Here is a 22,713-nt window from a genome sequence, read left to right on the forward strand (position 1 = left end):
CGCCGAAGCCGTTGAGCACTCACGGCGAACACCGGGAATCGGAAAACGAGTCAGACCGGAAAACCGAGTCACGTACCTTTTCCACCGCTGTCGGTGCGGTGTCGCCGGCGGAAAACACCGTTCTCGGCGAAATCAAGCACGGTCGTCGACGACTTCACCCGCACACCGCCTCTGATACCGACATAGCGTGGTCGACAAAAACATGAACGGGGTGTTCATGGGACTCGTCGGACAGCGAGGCCGGAAGATCGCATTGGTGGGGGCCGGGATTCCGGTGGGGGCGGCGCTCGCGCTGGGCGGGGTCGCCGTGGCGGACAGGATCGACGGACCGGGCGTCACCATCGTGCAGGAGACCCGAACGGTGCCGGAGCAGGGAATCCTGTCCACCAACGTCCTGTGCAAGGAGGGGCAGCGGGTCGTGAGCGGAGGCTACGGCTCTCCCGAAGTCGCTCATCGTCTGGACGCGCCGCTGGCCGTTCCGGTCAGTGCCCCCGGCCGGGTGAGCCTCGATCCCAAGGCTCCCGAGGACTCGTGGGACCTCGTCCTGCTGAACCCCTCGGACGAGAAGATCGACATCAAGGTCTACGCGACCTGCGTCCCTCTCGACTGAAGCATCGGTCTACGCGACCCGCCTCTCGACTGAAGACGGGCGAAAACCCCGGGTGGTGTCCGTTGTCGGCAGGCGGCTTCGGTCCTGGACGCGCAGCCCGGGTCGCAGAACGGCTACCGGCAAATGACAGTGAGGCTTTTTCATCCTGACGGCCTGGTACGGCAAGCCTGCGAAGAACAGTGCCTCCATGGAGCCTGCAGAAGCTGCGGCGAAGTGATCCACCGTCCACGGCCAGTTCGCGGGGGCTGTGGACGGTGGGTTCTGCTCACCTCGATCTGGGCATGCCTCAGCCCAGATAGGTGGACTCCTCCAGCAGCTGCGGCGTCATCGTGATCCCGGTGAGGCGCTCGGCCAGGAGGAACGCCGGCCCTTCGTGGGGGGCGGCGATCGGATAGACGGGAGAGTCGATCCGCTCCAGGGTCTCTGCGAGTTCGTCCGGCATCTCCTCTGAGTAGCCTTCCTGCTGCGGGAACTCGAACTGGATCTTCCCGTCCTTGATCCAGTGGGAATAGCCTTCCTGGTGCAGGAACTCGAACCGGATCTTTCCGTCGTCGATCCAGTGGAAGTAGTCCATCCCGTCGACGTCGAGGTAGAAGTGCGAGACGAGACGGGTGCCCGCCGACAACGGCATGATGATCTCTTCGGTGATGCCGAGCAAGCCGTTGGTCTCGACGAGGAGTACCCAGTCTCCGACGGCGACGGCGCCGAAGGTCTGCCGCCGGATCAGCTCATCGAGCGTCATGCGAGAGCAGTTTTCAACCCGGACGCCGAGCCGGGTCATCAATTCCTCAGGCGTCAGGCCGCGGACGTAGGTGAAGCAGTAGGCATCCGCCAGGCCGGGGAAGCGCTCGGGGGAGAACCAGGAGTAGTCGTCAGGAGTCGCGATCACCCCGTCATGCTCGCAGCGCCCACCGACACGACAAGAGCAATTTCGTCCTGAGTGGCGGCCTCTTCCACGAGCTGCGACACAAGCGCCTGCACGAGCGCGGTCGGTGCGCCTGGGCGCTGGACCGCGAGGGAGGACCGTGTCAGCGGGTGCCTTCCAGGGCCGTCCTGACGAACCATGTGATCCAGGGTGACCGGCTGTCCGCCGGCCAGCCACCGCTACCGCCGAAAGGGTGCCGGTGGGATGTCGCCGGCAGCGACTCCGACATGAGGATTGACGCGCTTCGTCCCTGCTCAGCCATAAGGAGACGCGTCCTTGTTGAAGCGACACATCCCCATCGCCCTCATGATCGGCACCGCACTGGCCACCGTGGCGCCGACCCTTCCGGCCTTCGCCGGCGGCCCGCCGGGAGGCCCTGCCTGAAGTCCATCCCGCCCCTGCCGGTCCGCTCGGCACACTGACCTGACCGGCGCCCTGGCTTGACCAGGGCGCCGATCTGCGGTGCCGACCTGCGACGACGACAACCGCGTCGTCGGGATGAGCCCCGGCGGGGCGCTCCAACGGGGGAAGGGGAGCGCGGGCGCACGTGCCGGTTCGCGGGGGACGACCGGGTGCCGCCGTTTCCCGCCGGGGTGGTTCGAACGGCCTTCACGGCCGGACGGCGTGGCCGGGGAGCGTCTACCCGGACCGAGGCGGATGCCACCACACCCGGGTCGAGAGGTCCCCGTGCTCAGGCCAGGCGAGGCGGGCGGAGGTGCGCGGAAGGTCCTGCTGATGACTCCCCGAAGGGGCCGCCCGGGAGTCCTCAGAGGGTGACGGGCCTGCCGGGATCTCGCACCACACGGTCCGGCCGAGTCCGGGACCGTGCGAGCGGTAGCCCCAGTTCCCGTCGGAGAGCGCGCTGACGATCGCCAGTCCTCGGCCGCTCTCCTCCGGCTCGTCCCCCGGGTCCGCCCTGAGCACCCGGGGTTCCCCCGTGCTCCAGCCCCGGTCGACGACCTCGACGCGCAGGGAACCACCGTGCGCCGTCAGCCGCAGAACCAGCGCCCCGGCCCCCGCCCCGTCGACGTCCCAGGGGCCGTCCACAGTCGCGAAACTGTCGAAGGAGGCGGAGCCGCCGCCTCCTTCGGGACCGGCGGCGGTCGCCGAGTCCTTGCCTCCGGGCTCCCCGTCCGGCTCACCTCCCGCGTGTCGGACGGCGTTGGTCACCAGCTCCGACACGGCCAGTCGCGCGTTCTCGTAGGCGGAGTGGTCCCTCCCCAGCCATTCACAGACTTTCTCACGCGCCAGTGAAGCGGTTTCCGGGGTACTGGGAAAGCAGATCTCGCCGAGCGTCTCCGAGTTCATGGGGTGCCTCCCCCAGCCGAACAGGGCTGGTTTCCGTGTCAATCACGCCATTTGCGCCGAGGCGTCGCCGTGGTTTCCCCACGCGACCCTCATAAGGTCGCAAACCCTTGGGTTCACCGTCCGGAGAATCGGGTCCGCAATCCGTTCACACTTCTGTGAAAACCGCTCCGAGCAGCTGGAACTCCCCCGACAATGACCCGAGACCGGCCCGTGAAACCGAAAGGAGCCCGGCGCATGACCGTCCCCCCGGAAATGGAACAGGAACCAACCGCAGAACCGACACAACTCATCGATCCCTACATTTCCCCGCGCATTAGATTCGGTACAGAACTACGCAAGTTCCGACTTGCCGCCGGGTTCAGCCAGCGAAAGCTGGGCGAGGCGATCCACCTGTCGATCAGTCAGCTCAGCATGCTGGAGAACGGCCACCGCTCGCCGACGCTGGCCCTGGCGAGCAAGGTGGACGAGGCCCTCAACCTCGGCACGACGCTCACCGGTCTGCTCGACCGCCTCAACCGCGCCGAGGCCCAGCTCCCCCGCTGGTTCCGCCCCTGGCTGGAGTTCGAGCGCGAGGCCGAGTCGCTGCGCATCTGGTCGGCGCTGATCGTGCCCGGCCTGCTGCAGACCGAGGACTACGCCCGGGCCATCCTGAGCCGCAAGCCTGGCGCGACCACCGAGGAGATCGAGGACAAGGTCGCGGCCAGGATGGAGCGGCAGGAGATCCTGAGGAGGCGGATGCCGCCGATGCTCTGGATCGTCATCGACGAGGGCGTGCTGTACCGTCCCGTCGCCGAGCCCGACGTCATGAGGGGCCAGTGCGAGCGCCTCCTCGAAGCCGGGGAGCACCTTCGCATATCCCTGCAGATCCTTCCCTACGAGGCGCACAACGTGCTTGGCTTGCTGGGCAGCTTCACCCTCGCGGACCTGGCGAGGGAGACCCACCCGGTGGCCTACATCGACTCGCAGAGCCTGGACGACCGCGTCACCGACCGGCCCATCGACATGAAGAACCTGGTGTTCAGATACGAAGCGATCCGGTCCGACGCCCTGTCCCGGCACGATTCCCTCAACCTGATCAAGGAGACGATGCGCAGATGGACGACCTGACCAGGGAGCTCACCACCGCCCGGTGGCGCAAGTCCAGCCTGTCCGGCGACGACGGCAGCGACTGCGTCGAGGTCGCCGCCCTCTCCGGCGGCCACCACGCCCTCCGCGACACCAAGGACCGCACCGGCCCCGCCCTCATCCTCACCCCCGCCGCCTGGACGTCCCTCATCACCGCCCTCAGAACCGACGCCCTCGGCTGATCCACGACATTCCTCCGTGCAGCCCTCCGGTCCCGCCGGAGGGTCTCCACGCGGCTTCTTTGCGAAACCGTCGCCGGCAAGGGCCCAACGGCCTCGCGGGCAAAGCGGTGGACACACCGCGCACGGGATTGCTAGCTTGCGCGTGTGTCCAGTCCCGAGGCGTCAAGACTCTAGCCACCGGTCGTCCGGTGGCTGCCCACGTCGTCGCCTCACGGCCCCGCGGTGATTGAGACCGCGGGCGTCGCCGTTCGCGACCACCGCCGCCGGATCGCCCCAGAGCGGGCTGTGCTCTCATCCTGATCCGTCGTCGCCCCCGTGGCGTCGGCGGGTTCTCGCGCGCCGGTCGCGCCTGCCCTGTCGGACGGTCGCCGTCTCCGCCGCCGACACGGGTGCCGCCGCGACCCGCCGCCTCCTCATCGATCCACGACATGGTCGCGGAGTTCTGTCATGCCGTTCGTCGTCCATCTCCTGGGACTGGCGGTTTTCGCCCAGGGGACCTCTGAGTTCATGCTGTCCGGCCTCGTGCCGGACATCTCACGGGACATGCACGTGTCCGTTCCCACCGCGGGGTTCCTGACCTCGGCGTTCGCGGCCGGGATGGTCGTCGGCGCCCCGCTGACGGCGGTCGTGAGCCTGCGCTGGCCGCGACGCCGCTCGCTCCTGACCTTCCTGGTCGTCTTCCTGCTCGTCCACATCCTCGGCGCGGTCACCACCGACTACGGGGTGCTGCTGGCCACGCGGGTCGTCGCGGCGCTGGCCAACGCCGGGTTCCTGACCGTGGCCCTGGCGACCGTGACGAGCATCGTCGCGCCGGACGCCAAGGGCCGTGCCACCTCCATCCTGCTCGGCGGCATCACCGTCGCCTGCGTCGTGGGCGTTCCCGCCGGTGCGGCGCTCGGCCAGGTGTGGGGCTGGCGTGCGGCGTTCTGGGCGGTGGCGGTCCTGTCGGTCCCGGCCGTCGTCGCGATCGTGTGGTCCGTGCCGCCCGACGACCTTCGCCCCGCCTCCACCGGCGCGCGTGGAGAACTGCGATCCCTGCGCGACCGGCGTCTCCTGGTGATCCTGCTCCTGGGGGCCCTGGTGAACGGCGCGACGTTCTGCACGTTCACCTACCTCGCGCCGCTGGTCACCGCCGTCTCCGGGATCGCCCCCGCCTGGGTGCCCGCCCTGCTGGCGCTTTTCGGTCTCGGGTCCTTCCTCGGCGTCACCGTCGGCGGACGCGTCGCCGACGCGCGCCCCGGCCTCCTGCTGCTGGTCGGCGGGGTGGCCCTGCTCGTCGGCTGGGCGGTGTTCGCGATGACCGCGGGCAGCCCGATCGCGACGATCGTGCTCGTCTTCGTCCAGGGGAGCCTGGCCTTCGCCGTCGGGACGATCCTGATCTCACAGGTGCTCTACACGGCGACCGAGGCTCCCCGTCTGGCGGGAGGGTTCGCCACGGCCGCGTTCAACGTGGGCGCGGCGGCCGGTCCCTGGCTCGGCGGAATCCCCATCGGCGCGGGGCTCGGCTACCGCTCACCGCTGTGGGTCAGCGCGCTGCTGGTGACCCTCGCACTCGCCGTGGCCGGGACCGCCCGGGTGAGGGGCCACCTGGCTTCGAACCGCTCGCGCGTCTGAGTAGAGCTCACCGGCGGGGGCGCAGGCCGTTGAGGGCGGTCTCGACGACGTTGTCGGCGTACTCGGGGGTGAGCGGGCCGGTGCGCTGGAGCCAGCGGTTGAGCAGGGGGCCCCACAGCATGTCGACGGCCACGTCGAGGTCGAGGTCCTCGGCCAGGTGCCCGGCCCGCTGGGCGGCGCGCAGCCGATGCTTCTTGAGCTCCCGCATCGGCCGGTCGAGGCGTTCGAGATAGGCGGCGGCCAGTTCGGGGTCGTGTGCGATCTCGGTGCTGAGCGCACGCATCGGCTCGTCGTAGCGCGGGTCGTTCAGCTCCGCGACCGTGGCACGCAGGACGGCCTTCAGGTCGGACTCCAGGTCGCCGGTGTCCGGCAGGGCGGCCTCGCCATCCGCCCCCTCGCCGAGCATGAGGAAGGCGTCGAAGAGCACCGCGCCCTTCGACGGCCACCAGCGGTAGATCGTCTGCTTGCCGACTCCGGCCCGCGCGGCGATGCCCTCGATGCTCAACTTGGCGTATCCGACCTCGCCGACCAGGTCGAACGCCGCGGCGAGGATGGCCCGCCGGGAGGCGTCGCTGCGGCGGGAGGCGTTCGGGGAGGTCCTGCGCTGCGTCGTCATGGGGCCAACCTAACAAAAACCTAGACGAGACGGGTCGTCTTGACTCGGGGCGCACGGTTCGTCTATGGTCATCACCACAAGACGAGACGAACCGTCTCGGTTCGCCCGTCGTCGGAAGAAACGATCGGAGACCCGCGTATGCGCACCCCAGCTCCCTCCCGCACCTGGTTCGTCACCGGCGCGAGCCGCGGTCTCGGCCGCGCGTTCGCCCTGGCCGCGCTGGAGCGCGGCGACCGGGTGGCCGCCGCCTCACGCACCATCGCCTCGCACGACCTCGGCGACCGGTACGGCGACCGGCTGCTGGTCCTGCCCCTCGACGTGACCGACCGCGCCGCGGTGTTCGCCGCGGTGACCACCGCCGCCGAGCACTTCGGCGGGCTCGACATCGTGGTCAACAACGCCGGAACCCTGTCCATGGGCATGGTCGAGGAGTTCACCGAGGCCGAGGCCCGCGCCCAGCTGGAGGTCAACCTCTTCGGGGCGCTGTGGGTCTGCCAGGCCGCGCTGCCGCACCTGCGCGCCCGGGGATCCGGGCACATCCTGCAGATCTCCAGCATCGCCGCCCTCGGCGGCTTCCCGAGCACCGGGATGTACAGCGCGAGCAAGTTCGCGCTGGAGGGCATGAGCGAGGCCCTGGCCATGGAGGCCGCCGGTTTCGGCGTCAAGCTCACGATCGTCCAGCCCGGGGGCTACTGGACCGACCTCTACACCAGCATGACCGCCACCACCCCCATGGAGACGTACGGCCCGCTCCGCGCCGAGCTGGAGAAGCAGTGGGCCGAGGGCTCGGTCGACAGCGAGCCGCGCCTGGCCGCGGAGGCGGTGCTGAAGCTGGTCGACAGCGAGGACCCGCCGCTGCGGCTGCTGCTCGGCGGCATGGTCTACGACCTGGCCTTCGACGTCTCCCGCAGGCGGATGGAGACCTGGGCGGGCTGGGAGCAGGTCAGTCGCGCCGCCGAACACGCCGTCGCCTTCGACGCCTTCAGCGCACCGTCCGCTTGAACCAATGATTCTTCACGAAGAAGAGCATGTTCCGTCTCCACCGACTGGACCGGCGCGGTGCGCCAAACAGATCAGGGAAACCTCTTTGTCCACCCGCCCCCCCGAGGCGACGGGACACGAAATGACGTGGACCGAGGAGGCGCGTCGATTCAACGATCTTCCGGGCCGATTCGCAGACCCCTGCCGAGCGCGGGACAGATGGGGTCTCGTGCCTGCGGCCAACGTCACGGACACGAATCGGCACCCAAAGAGCGCTCCCTTTTGTCCAGTAAGTCGCAATATTAGAAGAAATTACTTCTGTTTCATAACCGTTTATGGAGGGCGGAGAATCAGCGAGAAGGTGGCCGTATCCTTGCGGTAGATCGGTCTATGAAGGATCAGCGACTGCTCCTCGGGACGACTTATGACGCGATCGCGGATACGCATCCTTGTCATGACGGGAATTCTCTGCCTCGTGGCGATCGTCGGGATCGTCTGGCTGGTCGGGATCGCGACCGGTGGGGGCGGAAAAAACATGGCAGGGCAGGGAACGACCGCCCCGACCACGCCGATCCTCCCCAACGCGCCGAACACCCCTGTCACGCCGGACACCCCGACCACGCTGACCGCTCCGGCCTCGCCGAACACCTCGACCACTGCGACGCCGTACGGCACCCGGACGAACGGCACCCGGACGAACGGCCAGGGGACGCAGCCGACGGCGTCCAGCGGCGGCACGCCGTCGAAAACGCCGCAGAACGGTCGGCGCAGCATCCACTGGAACGGCATACACCTCGACGGCAGCGCCGGCGACGAGGGCTGCATCACCGTCATCAACAAGACCGGGACCGTCGGAGTGATCGAATCGGTCTCTTTCTCCGTGATCTCCGGCCCGGGGTCGGCCACAGCCCGCCCCGACGTCGCGCACTGCGATCCCACCGGAGATCCCGCCTGTGACGGAATACGGCTGAGGGCCGGCAGTCAGTGCCTCGCGGGAGCGGTCCTCACCGGCGACGCCTCGCCGAATCCGTACCGCCTCCAGCCGCAGGTCCGCTTCCGCTACTTGTGCGTCAACGTGGAGGACTCGCCCTGCAACGAGGTGAGGGAGTGGCAGGGGCCGCCTCCGACAGCGGAGTCGCCGGTCGAGATCCATGGGGGCACCACCGACATCCCGAAGATCGACGCCTTCGTCGCCCCTTCCTCTTCCTCATCGTCGGAGGAAGAGGGGGAAGGGGAGGAAGAGAAGGAGACGACTCCCGAACAGTCCCCCACGGCGAACCAGGAGGGCTCCGACTCGGCGCCTCAGGAATCCGATCCCACACCGGAGGAGGCCGACCCGCCATCGGAGGAGGGATGACGGACGAGGAACCGGCGCGGGAGGAAGCGGCGTCGGCAGCCCAGGAACCGATCTCAACCCGGATCCGGCAACTCACCGAGGCGATCGGCCCGACGACGCTGGCGACCGCGCTGCTGATCTACTTCGGCTACGTCGCGACCCGCGCCCGCTTCGACTACTTCGGCGTCTCCCTGGAGATGACGGACCTGTCCAACCAGAGCCTGCTGTTGTACGGGCTCGAGGTCGTCTACGTACCGGCGGCACTGATCTTCCTGGGCGCGCTGACGGTCATCGGGGTGCACACCGCCGTCATGTGGCGGCTCACCCGCCGCCCGGACGATCTGGCCAACACCTTTCTGGCAGCCGGGATCGGGCTCGTCGGCGTCCTCATGATCGGCCGTGCGCTGATCGGCATGTTCGTCGAGGGCTCCGACACGAGCGTGGTCATCGGCGCCACACCGCTGTCGCTGGCGTTCGGCCCGGGCACCGTGGCCTATGGCGTCTGGCTCCACGGGAAGATCCGAGGCCGCCCGCTGCTGTCGCAGCGTCTCGCCAGGAACGGCGTGATCTGCGCCGTCGGCCTGGCCGTCGCAGGCCTGTTCTGGGCCTCGACCCAGGTCGCGTGGGCCTACGGCACCGGCAGGGGCGAGGAGGACGCCCACGACCTCGCCAAGCGTCCCGAGGTCGTCATCGACACCAAGGAACCGCTGGCGGGACTTCCGTCCGGCGTCACGCAGACCGCTCTCACCACCAGGGGCAAGGACCCCGCTTTCGTCCACCGGTATCACGGTTTCCGGTTACTCCTGGCCTCCGGCGGCCGCCTCTTCCTGGTCAGCGGGACATGGACCCTCGGCCGTGACCAGACGATCGTCCTTCCCTACGACAACGGCATCCGGATCCAGCTCATCTCCCAGCCGTGACGGTCCCGCTCGCCCACGGCGTCATCCGCTTCCGGCGACTCTCCAGATCATCGTGAAGACGACGGATCAGCGATGGCGGTGGTCGCCCGCTCCTGGGCGAGGGCCTTCGTCCGCCGCGGGACGAGCCGCACGGTCTCGGGCTCGTCGTCCGGACGGAGACACCGGCTCGAAGAACACACTACGGCTTCAAGGTCGTGCAGTGCCTTGGCGGGCCGAAGCCGAGCGGCTCCAATGGCATCATGCGGTGGAGAAGGCTCGCACGCGTGGTCGCCTGGGCGGTCGTGGCCGCGGTGGCGGCAGCGGGAGCGGCGTGGCTGGCTCGCGGCGCCTCCGGCCCGGACTGGCTGAAGTGGACGCTGGGGTGCCTACTCGCCGTGATCGTGACATCTGTGGGCGCGGCCCTGTTGCTGGGTCCGGTCGCGCGGCGCATGGCCGGGGAGACGCGCCCGCTGACCCCCCAAGACCGTGAGCAGCTGACGGTGAAGGACCGCGTCGAGGCGGTCAACACCGCGCGGGCCACCCTGTTGCAGGCGGCCACCGGGCTCGTGGTCGTCGGCGGCCTGGTCTTCACCGGCGCCGGCCTCGTGTACACCGCCCGCACCCTCGACGTATCCGTGCGCACCTTGGACGCGACCCGGGAAGGGCAACTCACCGACCGGTACACGAAGGCCGTCGAGCAGCTCGGCTCATCCAAGATCGACGTTCGCCTGGGTGGCATTTACGCGTTGGAACGCCTGGCCAAGGACTCTGCTCGCGACATGCCCACCATCGTGCAGGTCCTGGCCGCCTATGTACGAGTGCACGCTCACCCTCCCAAGGCGCAGGTCGTCAAGGGCCAGGCGCTTGTGGACGTGGCCGCGGCACTCAACGTGATCAGCGTCCTTGACACCACTCGCCGGTACCTTCCCTATGCCTTCGACCTGGGGGCCGTCGACCTGCACGGCCTCAATCTGTCCGGCGCGAACCTGAACGGCGCAGACCTGAGCCAAGCGGACCTGAACGGCGCGGACCTGACCGGCGCAGATCTGACGGGCGCGAACGTGGGCCTCGCGAACCTGCACGACGCGAAACTGTCGGGCGCACGCCTGTATGAGGTGGACATGGCCCGCGCGAACCTGACGCAGGCGGACCTGTCCAGCGCGAATCTGCTCGGCGCCAACCTGACCAGTGCCGAGTTGGCCGGCGCGAATCTTGAAGGCGCAGTCCTGGTCGACGCCGACCTGACAGATGTTCGAGGGATGACGGCTGCTCAGATCAGAGCTGTGGCGAAGACCAACGCCAAGACCACGTTCGGTTGACTCAGGCTGAGTTCCCCCGCAGGACGGACACCTCGCCTGATTCGTCCGCCCACACCTCAGCGACCCCGCCGACGACTGTTCCGACATCCGCTCGGCCGAAGCCGCCTGTAGCGACATCCGGCCACCACGGCGGTGGCCGCCTTCCCTCAAGGACGCGCCGAGGCTGTCGACACATGCTCACGAACAGGGCCTCTTCACCTCGAAAACCCGTTTGCCGCCAACACGCCTTCTGGCAGGATCACGCCCCATGAGCCGCGCCGTCTTCTCCGAGATCCCGACCGGTCCTGTGACCGTCCCCGACGTCGTCACGGCGCTCGCCGACGGCGACACCGTCACTCCGGTGTGGCGCAACGAGCTCGGCGGCCTCACCTTCCGCCTTGAGGACGGGCGCGACACCACCAGGTACGCCAAATGGGTCGCCGTCGGCACCCCGGAGATCGACCTCGCCGCCGAAGCCGAGCGCCTGGCCTGGGCACGGCGATGGGTGACCGTCCCGCGAGTCATCGAGCACGGTACGGACGCCGACGGCGCGTGGCTGGTCACAGAAGCGGTCCCCGGCCGCTCGGCGGTGGACCCTCGGTGGGTCGCCGACCCGGCGACCGCGGCGGCCGCGATCGGCCGAGGACTGCGCCTGCTCCACGACGCCCTGCCCGTGGACGAGTGCCCGTTCGAGTGGAGCGTCGATCGGCGGCTCGCGCGCGCCGACGAGCGCATCGCCGACGGCGCAGGGCCCGCCGGCTGGTTCCCCGAGCACCGCCACCTCGAACTCGCCGAGGCCCGGGCACGCATCGGCGAGCCGCCCGCGATCGACCGCCTCGTCGTCTGTCACGGGGACACGTGCGTCCCCAACACCCTGCTGCACGACGACGGCACGTTCTCCGCGCATGTCGACCTCGGTTCGCTCGGGGTGGCCGACCGGTGGGCCGACCTCGCGGTCGCGGCCTGGAGCACGGAGTGGAACTACGGCCCGGGGTACGACGGCGTCGTGTACGACGCGTACGGGATCACCCCGGACCCGGAGCGCATCGCCTATTACCGCCTGCTCTGGGACATGTGCTAGCCGCTTACGCCCGGCCTTGCGGGTTCCACATCCGACTTCCGCTGTTCATGATCGAATAAGGGGTCCGAGGCGTCCCGGCATGGCATGCTTGAGACCTTCCGATCTGAGGCCGGGACGATGCAGGTGGTCGGTGCACGCGGGTGCGCTGGTGATCGAGCCGAGAAAGGGCGTCATCCGTACGGCCGACGCCCCTGCTGTCACGACTCGCCTCGGACGGGCGACCGGTGAGCTCCAAGTGTTCTGCAAGCGCGGCGGCATATCTATTGATCTGTCACGAACGCTTAGCTGTCTGGAGTTTTTCCCCATGCGTACCGGCATCCGCGTCCTGCTCGGCCTGACCACCGTCGCCGCGCTCACCTTCGGCGGCTCGGCCGCCGCCTCCGCCGCGGCCGTGCCCTCCATCTGGAAGTGGGGTCCGGTCTACTCGACCGACGGGCACGCCGAGGCCAGGGGCAAGGTCGCCCTCGCCCAGTCGGGTTTCGTGGTGTACGGCTCGCTGGAGGACACCCTGGGCTCTGGCTGCTCGTGGGCTCAGGTCCGCGCCCTGAGCGCTCGCGGGAAGGTGAGCACGGCGTCCTACTACAACTGCGTCCCGGGCAAGGGAACCTTCCGCAAGGACTACGGCGCGGTCCTGACGATCAAGGTGAGGGCCTGCCGGGGCACCGCCACCCGGCCGACCGGACGGTGCTCCCGTTGGAAGACCGTCTACACCCAGGGCGGCTGACCGTCCCGACGTTCGCGGGCCCGGCTCTCCCGGGCCACCTGCGAGTCCGGCGGAACAGCTCTACCACCTGCGAGTCCGGCGGAACAGCTCTACCACCTGCGAGTCCGGCGGAACAGCTCTGCCGCCCGTCAGATCCTGGCGTTGCGCCGCAGGACGTCGACGGCGCGCACGGTGGCGTGGCCCCGCCAGTCGAGAACGCCCGCGGGTGAGATCCTGGCGTAGTCGACGGTCCATCCGCCGTCGTCCTCCTGCAGCCCGGCCAGGCGGTCCAGGTCGGCGGTGATCGCCTCCTCGGTGAACAGGGACCGGGCCGGGCGGTCGGGGAACGGGGCGAAGTCCAGCGGGCGGAGCATCTCCTCCTCGGTTCCGCCCTCGACGTGCATCAGGCCGTCGGCGGGGATGTGCCCGCCCAGACGCCGCAGGAGATCGGGCGCCTCGGGGTGGGTGTCGTGCACGGCGTCCAGGAACCGTACGGCGAAGGCGAGCACGTACGCGTGGGGCGTCTTCTCGATCGCCTCGACGGCGGCCAGGCAGTAGCGGGTGGCCCGCGCGAGCCAGGGGTGGGCGGCGACGGCCGGATCGTGCGCGGCCACGCGGTGCGCGGCGGCCGCGGTCACGGCGGTGATCTGCAACGAGGAGGCCGTGAGGTCTGCCTCCGCCCACCAGGGGGCGGTGCCCGCACGGACGGTGAGGGGCAGCGCGAAGGGCAGGCCCCCGTCGGGCAGGGAGACCGACTCCAGCCAGTCGCACAGCTCGACGGCCCGCGCGGCGGTGGCCGGGGAGACGTCCTCGAACACCTCGAAGGCGTGCAGCGCGGCGCCGGGCTGGCTCTCCGGCGAGCGCAGATCGGGTTCCAGCCCCCAGCCGTAACCGCCGTCGGGGTTGCGATAGCCGTCGAGCGCGGCCAACGCGGCGGTGGGATCGCTCTCGCCCGTCAGCAGCTGGAAGCGGCGACGGTCCAGGACACGCGCGTGGGTGGCCAGGAAGGAGGCCGCCGCGGAAAGGTCGACGTTCATAGGTCCATCGTGCGCCTGCCGTACGCGCGTGGTCTTGCAGGAATCGGTCTCACCCCGCGCGATCGGGCCCCACGACGACGGACTCGAACCAGGCGGGCAAGGGAAGGTCGGCTCCCGAGTCGTCCCGGGTCGGGGTGCTCAGCGCGTTGAGGGCGTCGACGATCTTCTTCTCCTCGTAGACGAAGTGTGACTCCAGCAGGGCGGTCAGGCCGTCCAGCTCGGCTCGCACACGTCGCGCCTCGGCGGGACCCGGACCCGCCTCGAGGCCGTCGAGCAGGTCCTCCAGGCTGCGCAGGATCCCGGTCACCGTCTGGTGGTCGTGCACCAGCTCCTCGATCACCGGGCGCAGTTCGGGATAGCGCTCCGCCAGGACGGGGAAGGCCCCGGCGTCCTCGCCGGTGTGGTGCCGGGTCAGCGCCGAGCAGAAGGCCAGGCAGTGTGCCCGCAGCTCTCGTGGCCGCCCATCGTGCCCATCGAGGAAGGCGTCGACGTCCTCGCGGAGCCGGGCCAGCTCCTCACGGAGCCAGAGGTGCACTTCGATCAACTGGTTGCCGAACGCCGCGAGGCGGCCGCCCGGCTCTGTGGGTGTTTCCATGGTCGTCCCATGATTCGGCGCCTCCATGCCCACGGCGATCTCTTTGCCGGGTGCACCGCGACGCTGAGGCGGGATTTCATCATCCTTCGGATCGCCCGTCAAGCTGAGTCGCGCGAGGACGCCGGAAGCAGGCCGACCGGACGTTCCACCGCCCGCCGACCGCCGCCGACGATGTGCCCCTCTGGATCGGGCGTCGTCGCGAACGGCTCACCGGAGACTTCGAGGATTGCCGGAAAGCTTCCTGGAAAAGCGCGTTCGGCCGTATCGTCCTTCAAGATCGAGCAGTGGGTGTGGCGCGTGCCCGTCGGCCTGGGCGGACACCGCGTCGCATCATGTCCCGCACCGCGACCAAGAACGGAAGCGTCAATGAGCGACGACCTCGAAGACCGCCCGCGCGACGCTCCCGGACAGGCTCCGCAGCCCGCGCGGGAGACGCGGGACGACCCCGCGGCGCGGAGCTCGGCACACCCGGAACGGCCCAGAAGCCGCGCGCTGACCCTGGTCACGGCCGTCGTCATGGTGATCGGAGGCGGAGCGGGGATCGTGGCGCTCCGCCTCCAGGAACACTTCGCCTCCCCACCGGCGAGCTCGACCTCCCCGCCGGCGAACCGGGCACAGCCGCCGAACACCGAGCCTCCGGATGAGGCGTCTTCCGCCTCCGGCGCGCCCGTCCCCATCAAGCGGCTCTGGCCGCAGGCGGTGTGGGAGATGCCGACCGTCCTGCCGGACGGACGGAGGCTGCGCCCACGGTTGTTCATCGACGACCGGACGCTCCTGGTGGAGGCGCTGGAGGGATCGGGGAAGGCCGAGGCGCTCCACGCCTACGACCTGGGCAGCGGCCGGAGCCGTGAGATCGCTGAGATCCGCGCGCCGGGCGGGGCCTCCCCCTCCGGCTACGCGTCGGGCGGCGGGCGGATCTTCTGGCAGACGATCCACGGGAAAGGCCGCCACGAGGTCACGAGGCTCTGGACGGTTCCGGTCCTGGGCGGGACGCCGGAGGCCGTCGGCACGAACCGTCCGGTCGGGGGAGGCGACGGGCAGCTCGCAGTCGTCGGCGACAGACTGGCCTTCTCCCTCCTCGAAGGCGGCGTCTTCACGGTTCCCCTCGGCGGCGGGACCGTGACACCGGTCCCGGGCACGGAGAAGCACCCCTACCATCTCCTGCGCTGGCCCTGGGCCGTCACGTCCTTCAGCGACGACGCGGGGCCTGGAGTTCCGGTGCAGGAGGTGCTGCTCAACGTCGAGACCGACCGGAAGGAACTGGTGAGCACGCGTACGGCTTACAAGTGCGAATGGGGGAAATGCCACAGCGTGGCCGGCAGGGTCGTGTCTCCATGGCGGCACGATCCGCCGGGGCCGGGCGACCTGCCCGACTCCCTGGTGATGGGACTGGCCGCCGACCGCTTCCGCCTCATGGTGGGCGACGGGGGCCGCGCGTTCCTGCTCGACGAGGTCACCGACAGGACCGCCGACCTGGGGATGCGTCAGGCCGCGGGAGACCGGACGAGCAGCATACGGCTGGGCTTCGGCGACGGCCGTCTGATGTACTACCCCCTTGGCCGCGCGTACGTGATCGTCGATCTCACGAAGGTCAGGTGAGAGGAGCTCCCCGCGGCGGGCGCGCGTCGACGCCCGCACCCCTGTGGCCGACCCCGGAGCGGAGACGGCGGAGACGTTCGGTGCTTCCACGTCGCCGGCCGGGGCGTCGGCGGCCGTCCCGGCTTCGCGGGTGACGGTCCCCGTCGTGGTCTCGCGACCGGGCGAACTCCGCCGTCCCGTGATTCAACACTTTCGCCTCCGAGTCCGTCTGGGATGTGACGGACTCGGAAAGGCGAAGGTAATTGGACGACGATCCCCGCTTCGCGGACTTCGTCGCTGAACGGGCCGACGCGCTTCTGCGTTACGGCTACGTGCTCAGCGGCAATCCCCACGACGCGGCCGACCTCACCCAGGAGGCGCTGATCCGGCTGCACCGCGCCTGGTCGCGGGTTCGCCGCAAGCACGACCCCGAGAGCTACACCAGGGTGATCATGGCGCGGCTGCACGTCAGCGTCTGGCGGCTGCGCCGCCGCGAGCGGCTCGACTGGGACCTTCCCGAGGAGGCGAGCCTGGACTCGTTTCCCTCGGACGCCGAGCAGGGTCTCTGGGAGGCGCTCGAAGGGCTGCCGCGCAAGCAGCGGGCCGTGCTCGTGCTGCGCTACTACGAGCAGCTGACCGACACGGAGATAGCGAAGGTCCTGAACATCTCCCGGGGAACCGTCCGCAGCCACGCCTCCCTCGGCCTGGGCAAACTCCGCTCCGTCCTACCGCATCCCACAGCCGCCAACAGGAGGACCCAGTGAGCGACGACCTCGAAGACCACCTCCGCAGTGCCCTCGGGCACGCGTCGGAACGCGCCCCGCAGGCGCCGAACGGCCTGCCCGCACAGGTCATGGCCCACTCCCGGCGGCGCAGGGCACGCGCCCAGGCCCTGGTCGCGGCCGTCGCCGTGGTCGCGGTCGCGGGCGGCGTCGGGGTGGCGGCGCACGGTTCCGGAGGCGTCCCCGCCTCGGGAACCCTCAGCCCGGCCCAGACGCCGAGCGTCGAGATCCTGACCTCGACGCCGTCCCCCTCCGGCGGGCAGGCGTCCGAAGGGCCCGACCCCGTGGAGAAGGTCTGGCCGCAGGCGGTCTGGAAGATCCCGGCCAAGCTGCCCGACGGACGCGCGTTCCGGCCGAAGACCTTCATCGACGACCGCACGCTGCTGCTGGAGACGTGGGAGAGGCCCGGCAAGGCCGACGCGCTCTACTCCTACGAGCTGGACAGCGGCCGGACCCGGAAGATCGCCGACATCGGCGGGCCGGACGTGTTCCCCTTCGCCTACGCGGTGGGCGACGGGCGGATCGTCTGGCAGGAGAACGACTCATCCGACAAGGGCTGGGCCACGCGGTTCCGGTCGGTGCCGGTCACCGGTGGAGAACCCGAGACCATCACCACGGACCGCCGGGTCCTGGCGGTCGACAACGAACTCGCCGTCGTCGGGGACAGGCTGGTCTTCAGCGAAGCCGAAGGGAAAGGCGTCTTCACCGTTCCCCTCGAAGGCGGAGCCCTGAAGCAGGTCAAGGGCACCGAGCGGCACCGCGTCGTACGGTGGCCCTGGGTGGGCGTTCTCACCGAGTCCGTACAGAACCTGCCGGAGAACTACGAGAGGCTGCTCAACGTCGACACCGGCGAGACGAGCAGGGCGGTCGTCCGTCCGGGTGAGCGGCGCGTGCGGTGCGGCGTGAAGGAGTGCGCGGGCGGGCGGGCCGACGGCACGCTCTTCCACCGGCTGCGCGACGGCTCGCAGGAGGGCGACCTGCCCGGTTCCGTGCCGATGGGGTTGGCCGCCGACCGCTTCCACACCTTCGAGACGCCCGGCCCGCGGCGCGGCCAGGTGCTCTACGACCTGGTCACCGGTAAGTCCGGAGACCTGGGCCTTCCCTTCGACATCGACGGCCCGCCGATCAGCCTGGAACCCGGTCTCGGCAACGGCCGCCTGCTGGCCTACCCGCGCAAGGGCGAATACGTGATCATCAACCTCACGAAGATCCCGTGAGCGGGAAGGCCGCCTGCCCGTCCTCCGCACACGGGACGAAGGGTGGTCCTCGCCGTACGACACGGACGCCAGACGACCGTCTCCCTCAACCGGTACGACCTGCCCGCGTCGAAGGGTGGACGTGTGAAGGGGTCAGGCGTCCCTGGCCAGGGCGATCGCCTTGGTGAAGCGGTCGTAGCGGGACAGTTCCTCCTCGACGGGTTCCAGCACGAGCCTGCGGGCGACCTGGTGCACGTTGACCTGAAGCGCCCTGGCGGCCTTGCGGGCTCGGCGGCGTCCGCCGAGCCAGGCGGCCCCCCGGGACAGGAGGGCGATCACCAGGCCGAGGAGGACGCCGCCGACCAGCAGCAGTGTGGGCCAGGGCAGCTCACCCGCCGTCGGCAGGTACGGCTGCGGCAGCCTGAGGTAGTCCATGCCCAGCAGGCCGAGCAGCCACAGGCCGCCCGCCAGCACGGCCGCGAGCGCCAGCCACTGGGCCAGCCCGGCCGCCCGCCACCACACAGGCCGCCTGGACGCCCCGAGCGAGGTGCCGGCCACCGCCCGGTCGAGGCCGTCCTCCAACTCGTCCCCCCGTGACCTGGCGGCCCGCCGTACGGCCGCCGCCCACGGTTCGGGCAGCCCGTCGGAGGCGGCGCTCGCGGCCTCCCGGATCGCGGTGTCCATCCGGGAACGCTGGACGGCGGTCGTGACGGGCATCGAGGTCCGGCCCACGGGCCCTGCGGAGTCCTGGCCGAACTCCTGGGCCGAGTTCTGGGGGACGGAGAGGCGCAGGCGGCGCAGCGGGTCGGGACGGAACCGGCGGATCCACCGGGTCGGCGGCCAGCCGGTCGCGGCGACCGAGCGGTGCCGGTGCGCCTTGGCCACGGCCCTCACGACGACCGGCACGCCCGCGGCCTCGGACAGCGCGGCGGTCAGCGGCCCGGCCAGCCGATCCACGGACACCGCGGGCGTGTCGGGGAGAACCGGGGGCGCGACCTGAGGGACGACCTTGGGCACGGCCGGGGGCGAGCCGTGGAGAACGGCCTGGGACACGGCCTGGGGCGAGCCTTGAGGGACGACCTCGGCCATGGCCGGGGGCGCGGCGGAGGCGGGCAGGGCCGTGCCGGAGGCGGACGAGGGCGCGGTGAAGACGGACAGGGGCGTGCCGGAGGCGGACAGGGGCGCGGTGGAGGCGGACGAGGACACCGCCAGCGCGTCCGCGGCCGTGCCGACGTCGGCGCCGAGCCGGACGGCCCACGACCTCCGGTCGGCGACCCTGGAGGCGAGCAGGGAGCCCAGCTCGGGCATGCCCGCCCCGGTACGTGTGGAGACCCCGACCAGCGGCACCCCCGCCAGGCCGTCCTCGTCGAGCAGCCGCCGCAGGTCCTTCAGGCACCGTTCCGCCGCGCCCTGGGTGAGCCGGTCGACCTGGTTGAGCACGACGACCATGACGTCCCGGTGCCGGGCCAGCGGGCGCAGGTACCGGTCGTGGACGGCCGCGTCGGCGTACTTCTGCGGGTCGAGCACCCACACCAGCAGGTCGACCAGCTGGACCAGCCGGTCGACCTCCAACCGGTGCACGGTCTCGATCGAGTCGTGGTCGGGCAGGTCGAGCAGGATCAGCCCGGCCGCCTCGTCCTCGCCGTGCGCCACCTCGTGGCGGCGGGGGATCTCCAGCCAGTCGAGCAGCGGTCCCGCCCCCTCTCCCTCCCAGAGCGCGGCCTGCGCCGTCGAGGTGGTCGGACGGGTCACTCCGACCTTGGCCAGGGAGGTGCCCGACAGCAGGTTGAACAGCGACGACTTGCCGCTGCCCGTGGCTCCGGCCAGCGCGACCACGGTGTGGTCGATCGACAGACTCCGCCGTGCCCCGGCGCGGGAGACCACGGAGCGGGCCCCGGCGACCGCGTCCGCCGCCAGCCGTCCCTCGGCCAGGTCGGCGGCCTGGGCCAGTCCCTCAAGGCGGTCGTCCAGGGAGACGGAGCTCTTGCGTCGCAGCAGCTTCACCGCTCACCCGCCTCACGGTCGTCCGCACGGGAGTCCGTGGCGGAGGTCAGCGCCGCCTGGCCGCCCGAGGGCGGAAGTTCACCGCGGTGATCCTGTACGGCCCGCCCGACGGCGCGCAGCGCGGAACCGGTGTCCCGCGGAGGCTCGACGGCGTCGAGAAGGCCGGTGAAACGGGCGGCCTCCGTGCCGAGCAGGGCGGCGACGCGGGCTCGCAGGTCGACGCGGGCCTTGACGGTGAGGGTGCGCACCGCCTGGTCGCCGAAGACGGCCTCGAGGAGTTTCTGGCTCAGCACGCTGGTTCCCCCGGCGATGCCGACCTCGATCCCGGTCAGGCCGCCGGTCGAGGCGAACACCGCGAGCATCAGCAGCAGTCCCGCGCCGTTGACGCCGTAGGAGGTGAACCTGGCCACGCTCCGCTTGTCGGCGCCCTCCTCGCGGACCAGGTCGAGCACGTATCCCTGCCAGCCCCTGACCACCGCCTCCGCCTTCGCGGGAAGGTCGGCGGAGGATCTGCCGAGACGCCCGGCCGCCGCGACCCCGGCCTCCTCGAGCAGGGCGCGTCCCGACGGATGCGACGACCACGACTCCAGCACGCGTTCGGCCGCGGTGTCCGCGGAAGCCCTGATCAGCGCCTCGACCCCGCTCTCCAGCGCGACCCGCAGCTCGTTCTCCGGCGCGGGCCGCCCGGTGAACAGCGCCACCAGGCGGTCCCTGAACCGGCCGACCCGGTTCTCCAGGGAGCGCATCAGGTCGCCGGTGCCGATGAAGTCCTGCCAGCGGGCCAGCACCTCGCCGCGCAGCAGCGAGCCGTCCAGCATCCCCTCGTCGAAGGCGGACAGGCCGGAGGCGTACGCCGCACCCGTCATCGAGCGGAGATCCTCGGCCGCCGCGCGCTGGCGGTCCACGGCGTCGGCGAGGGCGGGGACCCGCACCGCGAGGCTCTCCAGGGCTCCGGACAGGGTCTGACGCACCACGTCGGCGCGGGCCCTGGAGTCGGCCGCGATGCCGGTCAGCCAGTCGGTGACGTCCTGGACCGCATGGCGCGGCAGGCGGGCGTTCTCCTCCGGCAGCACCAGTTCCGGCACCTCGAACAGGCGTGTGCCGCCCAGCCCGTTGGCCTCGAGCAGCCTGGCCAGGTCCTTCTGGACCACGCCCAGGGCTTCGGGAGGGACCCGCGACAGGATGACCGCGAGCGCGGTGCTCCGCTCCCTGGCCGCGCGCAGGAAGCCCCACGGCACCTCGTCCGCGTAGCGGGCGGCGGTCGTGGTGAACAGCCAGAGGTCGGCGGCGGCGAGCAGCTGGGCCGCCAGTTCGCGGTTGGCGGCGACGACCGAGTCGATGTCCGGTGCGTCGAGCAGGGCCAGGCCCGCGGGAAGGGACGGAACCGTGACCACGCGGAGCGTGCCGGGCTCACCGCGCGCGCCGCCCGTGACGCGGGGAAGGCCCGGCAGAACGTGCTGGGCGGTGAACCACGCCTCGTCCGCCTGGCTGGTGACGAGGGTGGGAGCCAGTGTCGTGGGCCGCAGCACGCCCGGTTCGGAGACGTCGGCGCCGACGACGGAGTTCACCAGGGTCGACTTGCCCGCTCCGGTCGAGCCGCCCACGACCGCGAGCAGCGGGGCGTCGATCGCGTTGAGCCGGGGGATCAGGTAGTCGTCGAGCTGACCGGTCAGCTCGCGCAGCGCTCCGCGCCCGGCCTCCGCGTCGCCGGTCGCCAGGGGGAACAGGTCGTGGTCGAGGCGGCGTCGCAGTTCACGCAGCGTCTCCAGCAGACCCTCGCTCCGGCTCATAGGAGCGACCCTTCCCTGATGGAAGGCCCCTAGACATGCTTCGGCGCGGACGCGGCGGCGGCGGGCTCGGCTCCCTCAGGCCAGATGGAGGACCCGGACATGATTTTGCCCCACCGCTCGACCGGGTCACGGGGGCGAACCCGGTAGAGCGGTGGGGCCTTTACCCCGGTTTTCGCGTGGGGGTCATGCCGGACTCGTCTCCCCCGCAGCTGGAGGCGAACCCAACCCGCCGCGCGGCCGCGGGGTGATCGGGGGTCATTCGCTGCCCATTGGAACACCCGAAGCTCAGGGTCACATGAAGCAAAGCTGAATGTCCGCTGAAGATTCAACCATTATGGGGAGGTCGTAGGACATATCCCACCCCCCGCAGGGTGTGAATGAGACGCGGCTCGGCCATGTCGACCTTGCGGCGGAGGTAGGACACGTAGGACTCGACGACCCCGGCGTCGCCTCCGAAGTCGTAGTTCCAGACGTGGTCCAGGATCTGCGCCTTCGACAGCACCCTGCCGGTGTTGACCATGAAGTAGTGCAGCAGCTTGAACTCGGTCGGCGACAGCCGTACGGGCTTGCCCGAGCGCCAGACCTGGTGCGCCTCCTCGTCCAGCTCCAGGTCGCCGACCTTCAGGCGCGTCGGAAGGTCGAGGTCCCCCCTCGTACGGCGCAGCACGGCCCGGATCCGGGCGAGGACCTCCTCCAGGCTGAACGGCTTGGTCACGTAGTCGTCGGCCAGGCGCAGACCCGCCACCTTGTCGTCGGTCGCGTCGCGCGCGGTCAGGAAGACCACGGGCATCTGCCCTCCCAGCGCCCGCAACCGTCCGGCGACCGTGAACCCGTCCATGTCGGGCAGCATCACGTCCAGCACGACGAGGTCGGGGCGGATCCGCTCGGCGAAGTGCACGGCCTCCCGGCCGTCCGCCGCCGTCACAACCTCGAACCCGGACCTGCGCAGGCTGGCGGAGAGCAGCTCACGGATGTTCGGCTCGTCGTCAACGATCAACAACCTGGCTTCGACTCTGTCCAGCACAACACGAGGCTTACTCACCCCCCTGGAAC

21 protein-coding genes are annotated in these 22,713 nt (G+C 70.4%); 13 read left to right on the top strand and 8 right to left on the bottom strand.

The genetic code is table 11. The annotated features are described in order from the left end of the window. Positions 1-187 precede the first annotated feature (187 nt). The gene (locus PKF00_RS22600; RefSeq protein WP_271219599.1) at positions 188-610 is read left to right on the top strand and encodes a hypothetical protein; all 423 of its coding nucleotides are present in this window, start codon (positions 188-190) and stop codon (positions 608-610) included. Positions 611-896: 286 nt separating this feature from the next. On the opposite strand, the gene PKF00_RS22605 is transcribed toward PKF00_RS22600, so the two are convergent. After that, positions 897-1,499, bottom strand: coding sequence for a DUF6461 domain-containing protein (locus tag PKF00_RS22605; protein WP_271219600.1), 603 nt, complete (start codon positions 1,497-1,499; stop codon positions 897-899). 675 nt (positions 1,500-2,174) lie between these two features. Further along, positions 2,175-2,843, bottom strand: a complete 669-nt coding sequence (locus PKF00_RS22610) for an ATP-binding protein (protein WP_271219601.1) — start codon at positions 2,841-2,843, stop codon at positions 2,175-2,177. A gap of 234 nt (positions 2,844-3,077) precedes the next feature. On the opposite strand from PKF00_RS22610, the gene PKF00_RS22615 reads away from it, so the two are divergent. The 3 genes from PKF00_RS22615 to PKF00_RS22625 all read left to right on the top strand — a co-directional run bounded on the left by PKF00_RS22615 (position 3,078) and on the right by PKF00_RS22625 (position 5,764). After that, entirely contained in the window at positions 3,078-3,950 is an 873-nt protein-coding gene (locus tag PKF00_RS22615; RefSeq protein ID WP_271219602.1) for a helix-turn-helix domain-containing protein, read from the top strand. Next, positions 3,938-4,150, top strand: coding sequence for a DUF397 domain-containing protein (locus PKF00_RS22620; RefSeq protein ID WP_271219603.1), 213 nt, complete (start codon positions 3,938-3,940; stop codon positions 4,148-4,150). The genes PKF00_RS22615 and PKF00_RS22620 overlap by 13 nt, the downstream gene beginning before the upstream one ends. A 447-nt stretch (positions 4,151-4,597) precedes the next feature. Further along, a complete protein-coding gene (locus tag PKF00_RS22625) occupies positions 4,598-5,764 on the top strand; it encodes a Cmx/CmrA family chloramphenicol efflux MFS transporter (RefSeq protein WP_271219604.1) in 1,167 nt (388 codons plus the stop codon). Positions 5,765-5,771: 7 nt separating this feature from the next. On the opposite strand, the gene PKF00_RS22630 is transcribed toward PKF00_RS22625, so the two are convergent. Next, positions 5,772-6,380: a TetR/AcrR family transcriptional regulator gene (locus PKF00_RS22630; RefSeq protein WP_271219605.1), complete on the bottom strand. Its 609-nt coding sequence runs from the start codon at positions 6,378-6,380 to the stop codon at positions 5,772-5,774. Between the two features lie 138 nt (positions 6,381-6,518). Between PKF00_RS22630 and PKF00_RS22635 the strand changes: the two genes are divergently transcribed. The 6 genes from PKF00_RS22635 (at position 6,519) to PKF00_RS22660 (ending at position 12,699) form a co-directional block, all read left to right on the top strand. Continuing rightward, positions 6,519-7,382 (top strand): SDR family oxidoreductase, encoded by an 864-nt coding sequence (locus PKF00_RS22635; protein ID WP_271219606.1) that lies wholly within the window; start codon positions 6,519-6,521, stop codon positions 7,380-7,382. 433 nt (positions 7,383-7,815) lie between these two features. Continuing rightward, on the top strand, positions 7,816-8,718 hold the full coding sequence (locus PKF00_RS22640; protein WP_271219607.1) for a hypothetical protein: 903 nt from the start codon (positions 7,816-7,818) through the stop codon (positions 8,716-8,718). Then, a complete protein-coding gene (locus tag PKF00_RS22645; protein ID WP_271219608.1) occupies positions 8,715-9,617 on the top strand; it encodes a hypothetical protein in 903 nt (300 codons plus the stop codon). The genes PKF00_RS22640 and PKF00_RS22645 overlap by 4 nt, the downstream gene beginning before the upstream one ends. Positions 9,618-9,880: 263 nt before the next feature. Next, positions 9,881-10,915 (top strand): pentapeptide repeat-containing protein, encoded by a 1,035-nt coding sequence (locus tag PKF00_RS22650; RefSeq protein ID WP_271219609.1) that lies wholly within the window; start codon positions 9,881-9,883, stop codon positions 10,913-10,915. 247 nt (positions 10,916-11,162) lie between these two features. After that, positions 11,163-11,975, top strand: coding sequence for an aminoglycoside 3'-phosphotransferase (locus PKF00_RS22655; protein ID WP_271219610.1), 813 nt, complete (start codon positions 11,163-11,165; stop codon positions 11,973-11,975). Positions 11,976-12,279: 304 nt separating this feature from the next. After that, positions 12,280-12,699: a hypothetical protein gene (locus tag PKF00_RS22660; protein WP_271219611.1), complete on the top strand. Its 420-nt coding sequence runs from the start codon at positions 12,280-12,282 to the stop codon at positions 12,697-12,699. Between the two features lie 128 nt (positions 12,700-12,827). Here the strand turns inward: PKF00_RS22660 and PKF00_RS22665 are convergent, their stop codons facing one another. Both PKF00_RS22665 and PKF00_RS22670 read right to left on the bottom strand, forming a co-directional pair. Next, entirely contained in the window at positions 12,828-13,715 is an 888-nt protein-coding gene (locus tag PKF00_RS22665; protein ID WP_271219612.1) for a prenyltransferase/squalene oxidase repeat-containing protein, read from the bottom strand. Between the two features lie 49 nt (positions 13,716-13,764). Next, positions 13,765-14,310 (bottom strand): hemerythrin domain-containing protein, encoded by a 546-nt coding sequence (locus PKF00_RS22670; protein WP_271219613.1) that lies wholly within the window; start codon positions 14,308-14,310, stop codon positions 13,765-13,767. 366 nt (positions 14,311-14,676) lie between these two features. Between PKF00_RS22670 and PKF00_RS22675 the strand changes: the two genes are divergently transcribed. The 3 genes from PKF00_RS22675 (at position 14,677) to PKF00_RS22685 (ending at position 17,887) form a co-directional block, all read left to right on the top strand. Next, complete coding sequence (locus PKF00_RS22675; protein WP_271219614.1) at positions 14,677-15,909, top strand: TolB-like translocation protein; 1,233 nt, start codon at positions 14,677-14,679, stop codon at positions 15,907-15,909. Positions 15,910-16,151: 242 nt separating this feature from the next. Further along, a complete protein-coding gene (locus tag PKF00_RS22680) occupies positions 16,152-16,652 on the top strand; it encodes a SigE family RNA polymerase sigma factor (RefSeq protein WP_271219615.1) in 501 nt (166 codons plus the stop codon). Beyond that, entirely contained in the window at positions 16,649-17,887 is a 1,239-nt protein-coding gene (locus PKF00_RS22685; protein ID WP_271219616.1) for a TolB family protein, read from the top strand. Before PKF00_RS22680 ends, PKF00_RS22685 begins: the two co-directional genes overlap by 4 nt. A gap of 132 nt (positions 17,888-18,019) precedes the next feature. Here PKF00_RS22685 and PKF00_RS22690 read toward each other — a convergent pair whose 3' ends face one another. The 3 genes from PKF00_RS22690 to PKF00_RS22700 form a co-directional block, all read right to left on the bottom strand. Next, on the bottom strand, positions 18,020-19,870 hold the full coding sequence (locus PKF00_RS22690; protein ID WP_271219617.1) for a GTPase: 1,851 nt from the start codon (positions 19,868-19,870) through the stop codon (positions 18,020-18,022). Further along, positions 19,867-21,660 carry a P-loop NTPase family protein gene (locus PKF00_RS22695; protein ID WP_271219618.1) on the bottom strand — a complete coding sequence of 598 codons (1,794 nt, stop codon included), beginning with the start codon at positions 21,658-21,660 and terminating at the stop codon, positions 19,867-19,869. The genes PKF00_RS22690 and PKF00_RS22695 overlap by 4 nt, the downstream gene beginning before the upstream one ends. A 325-nt stretch (positions 21,661-21,985) precedes the next feature. Beyond that, positions 21,986-22,684, bottom strand: coding sequence for a response regulator transcription factor (locus PKF00_RS22700; protein WP_271219619.1), 699 nt, complete (start codon positions 22,682-22,684; stop codon positions 21,986-21,988). Positions 22,685-22,713 lie beyond the last annotated feature (29 nt).

This window comes from Streptosporangium carneum, assembly GCF_027922005.1.
In the GTDB taxonomy this organism is placed as follows: Bacteria; Actinomycetota; Actinomycetes; order Streptosporangiales; family Streptosporangiaceae; genus Streptosporangium; species Streptosporangium carneum.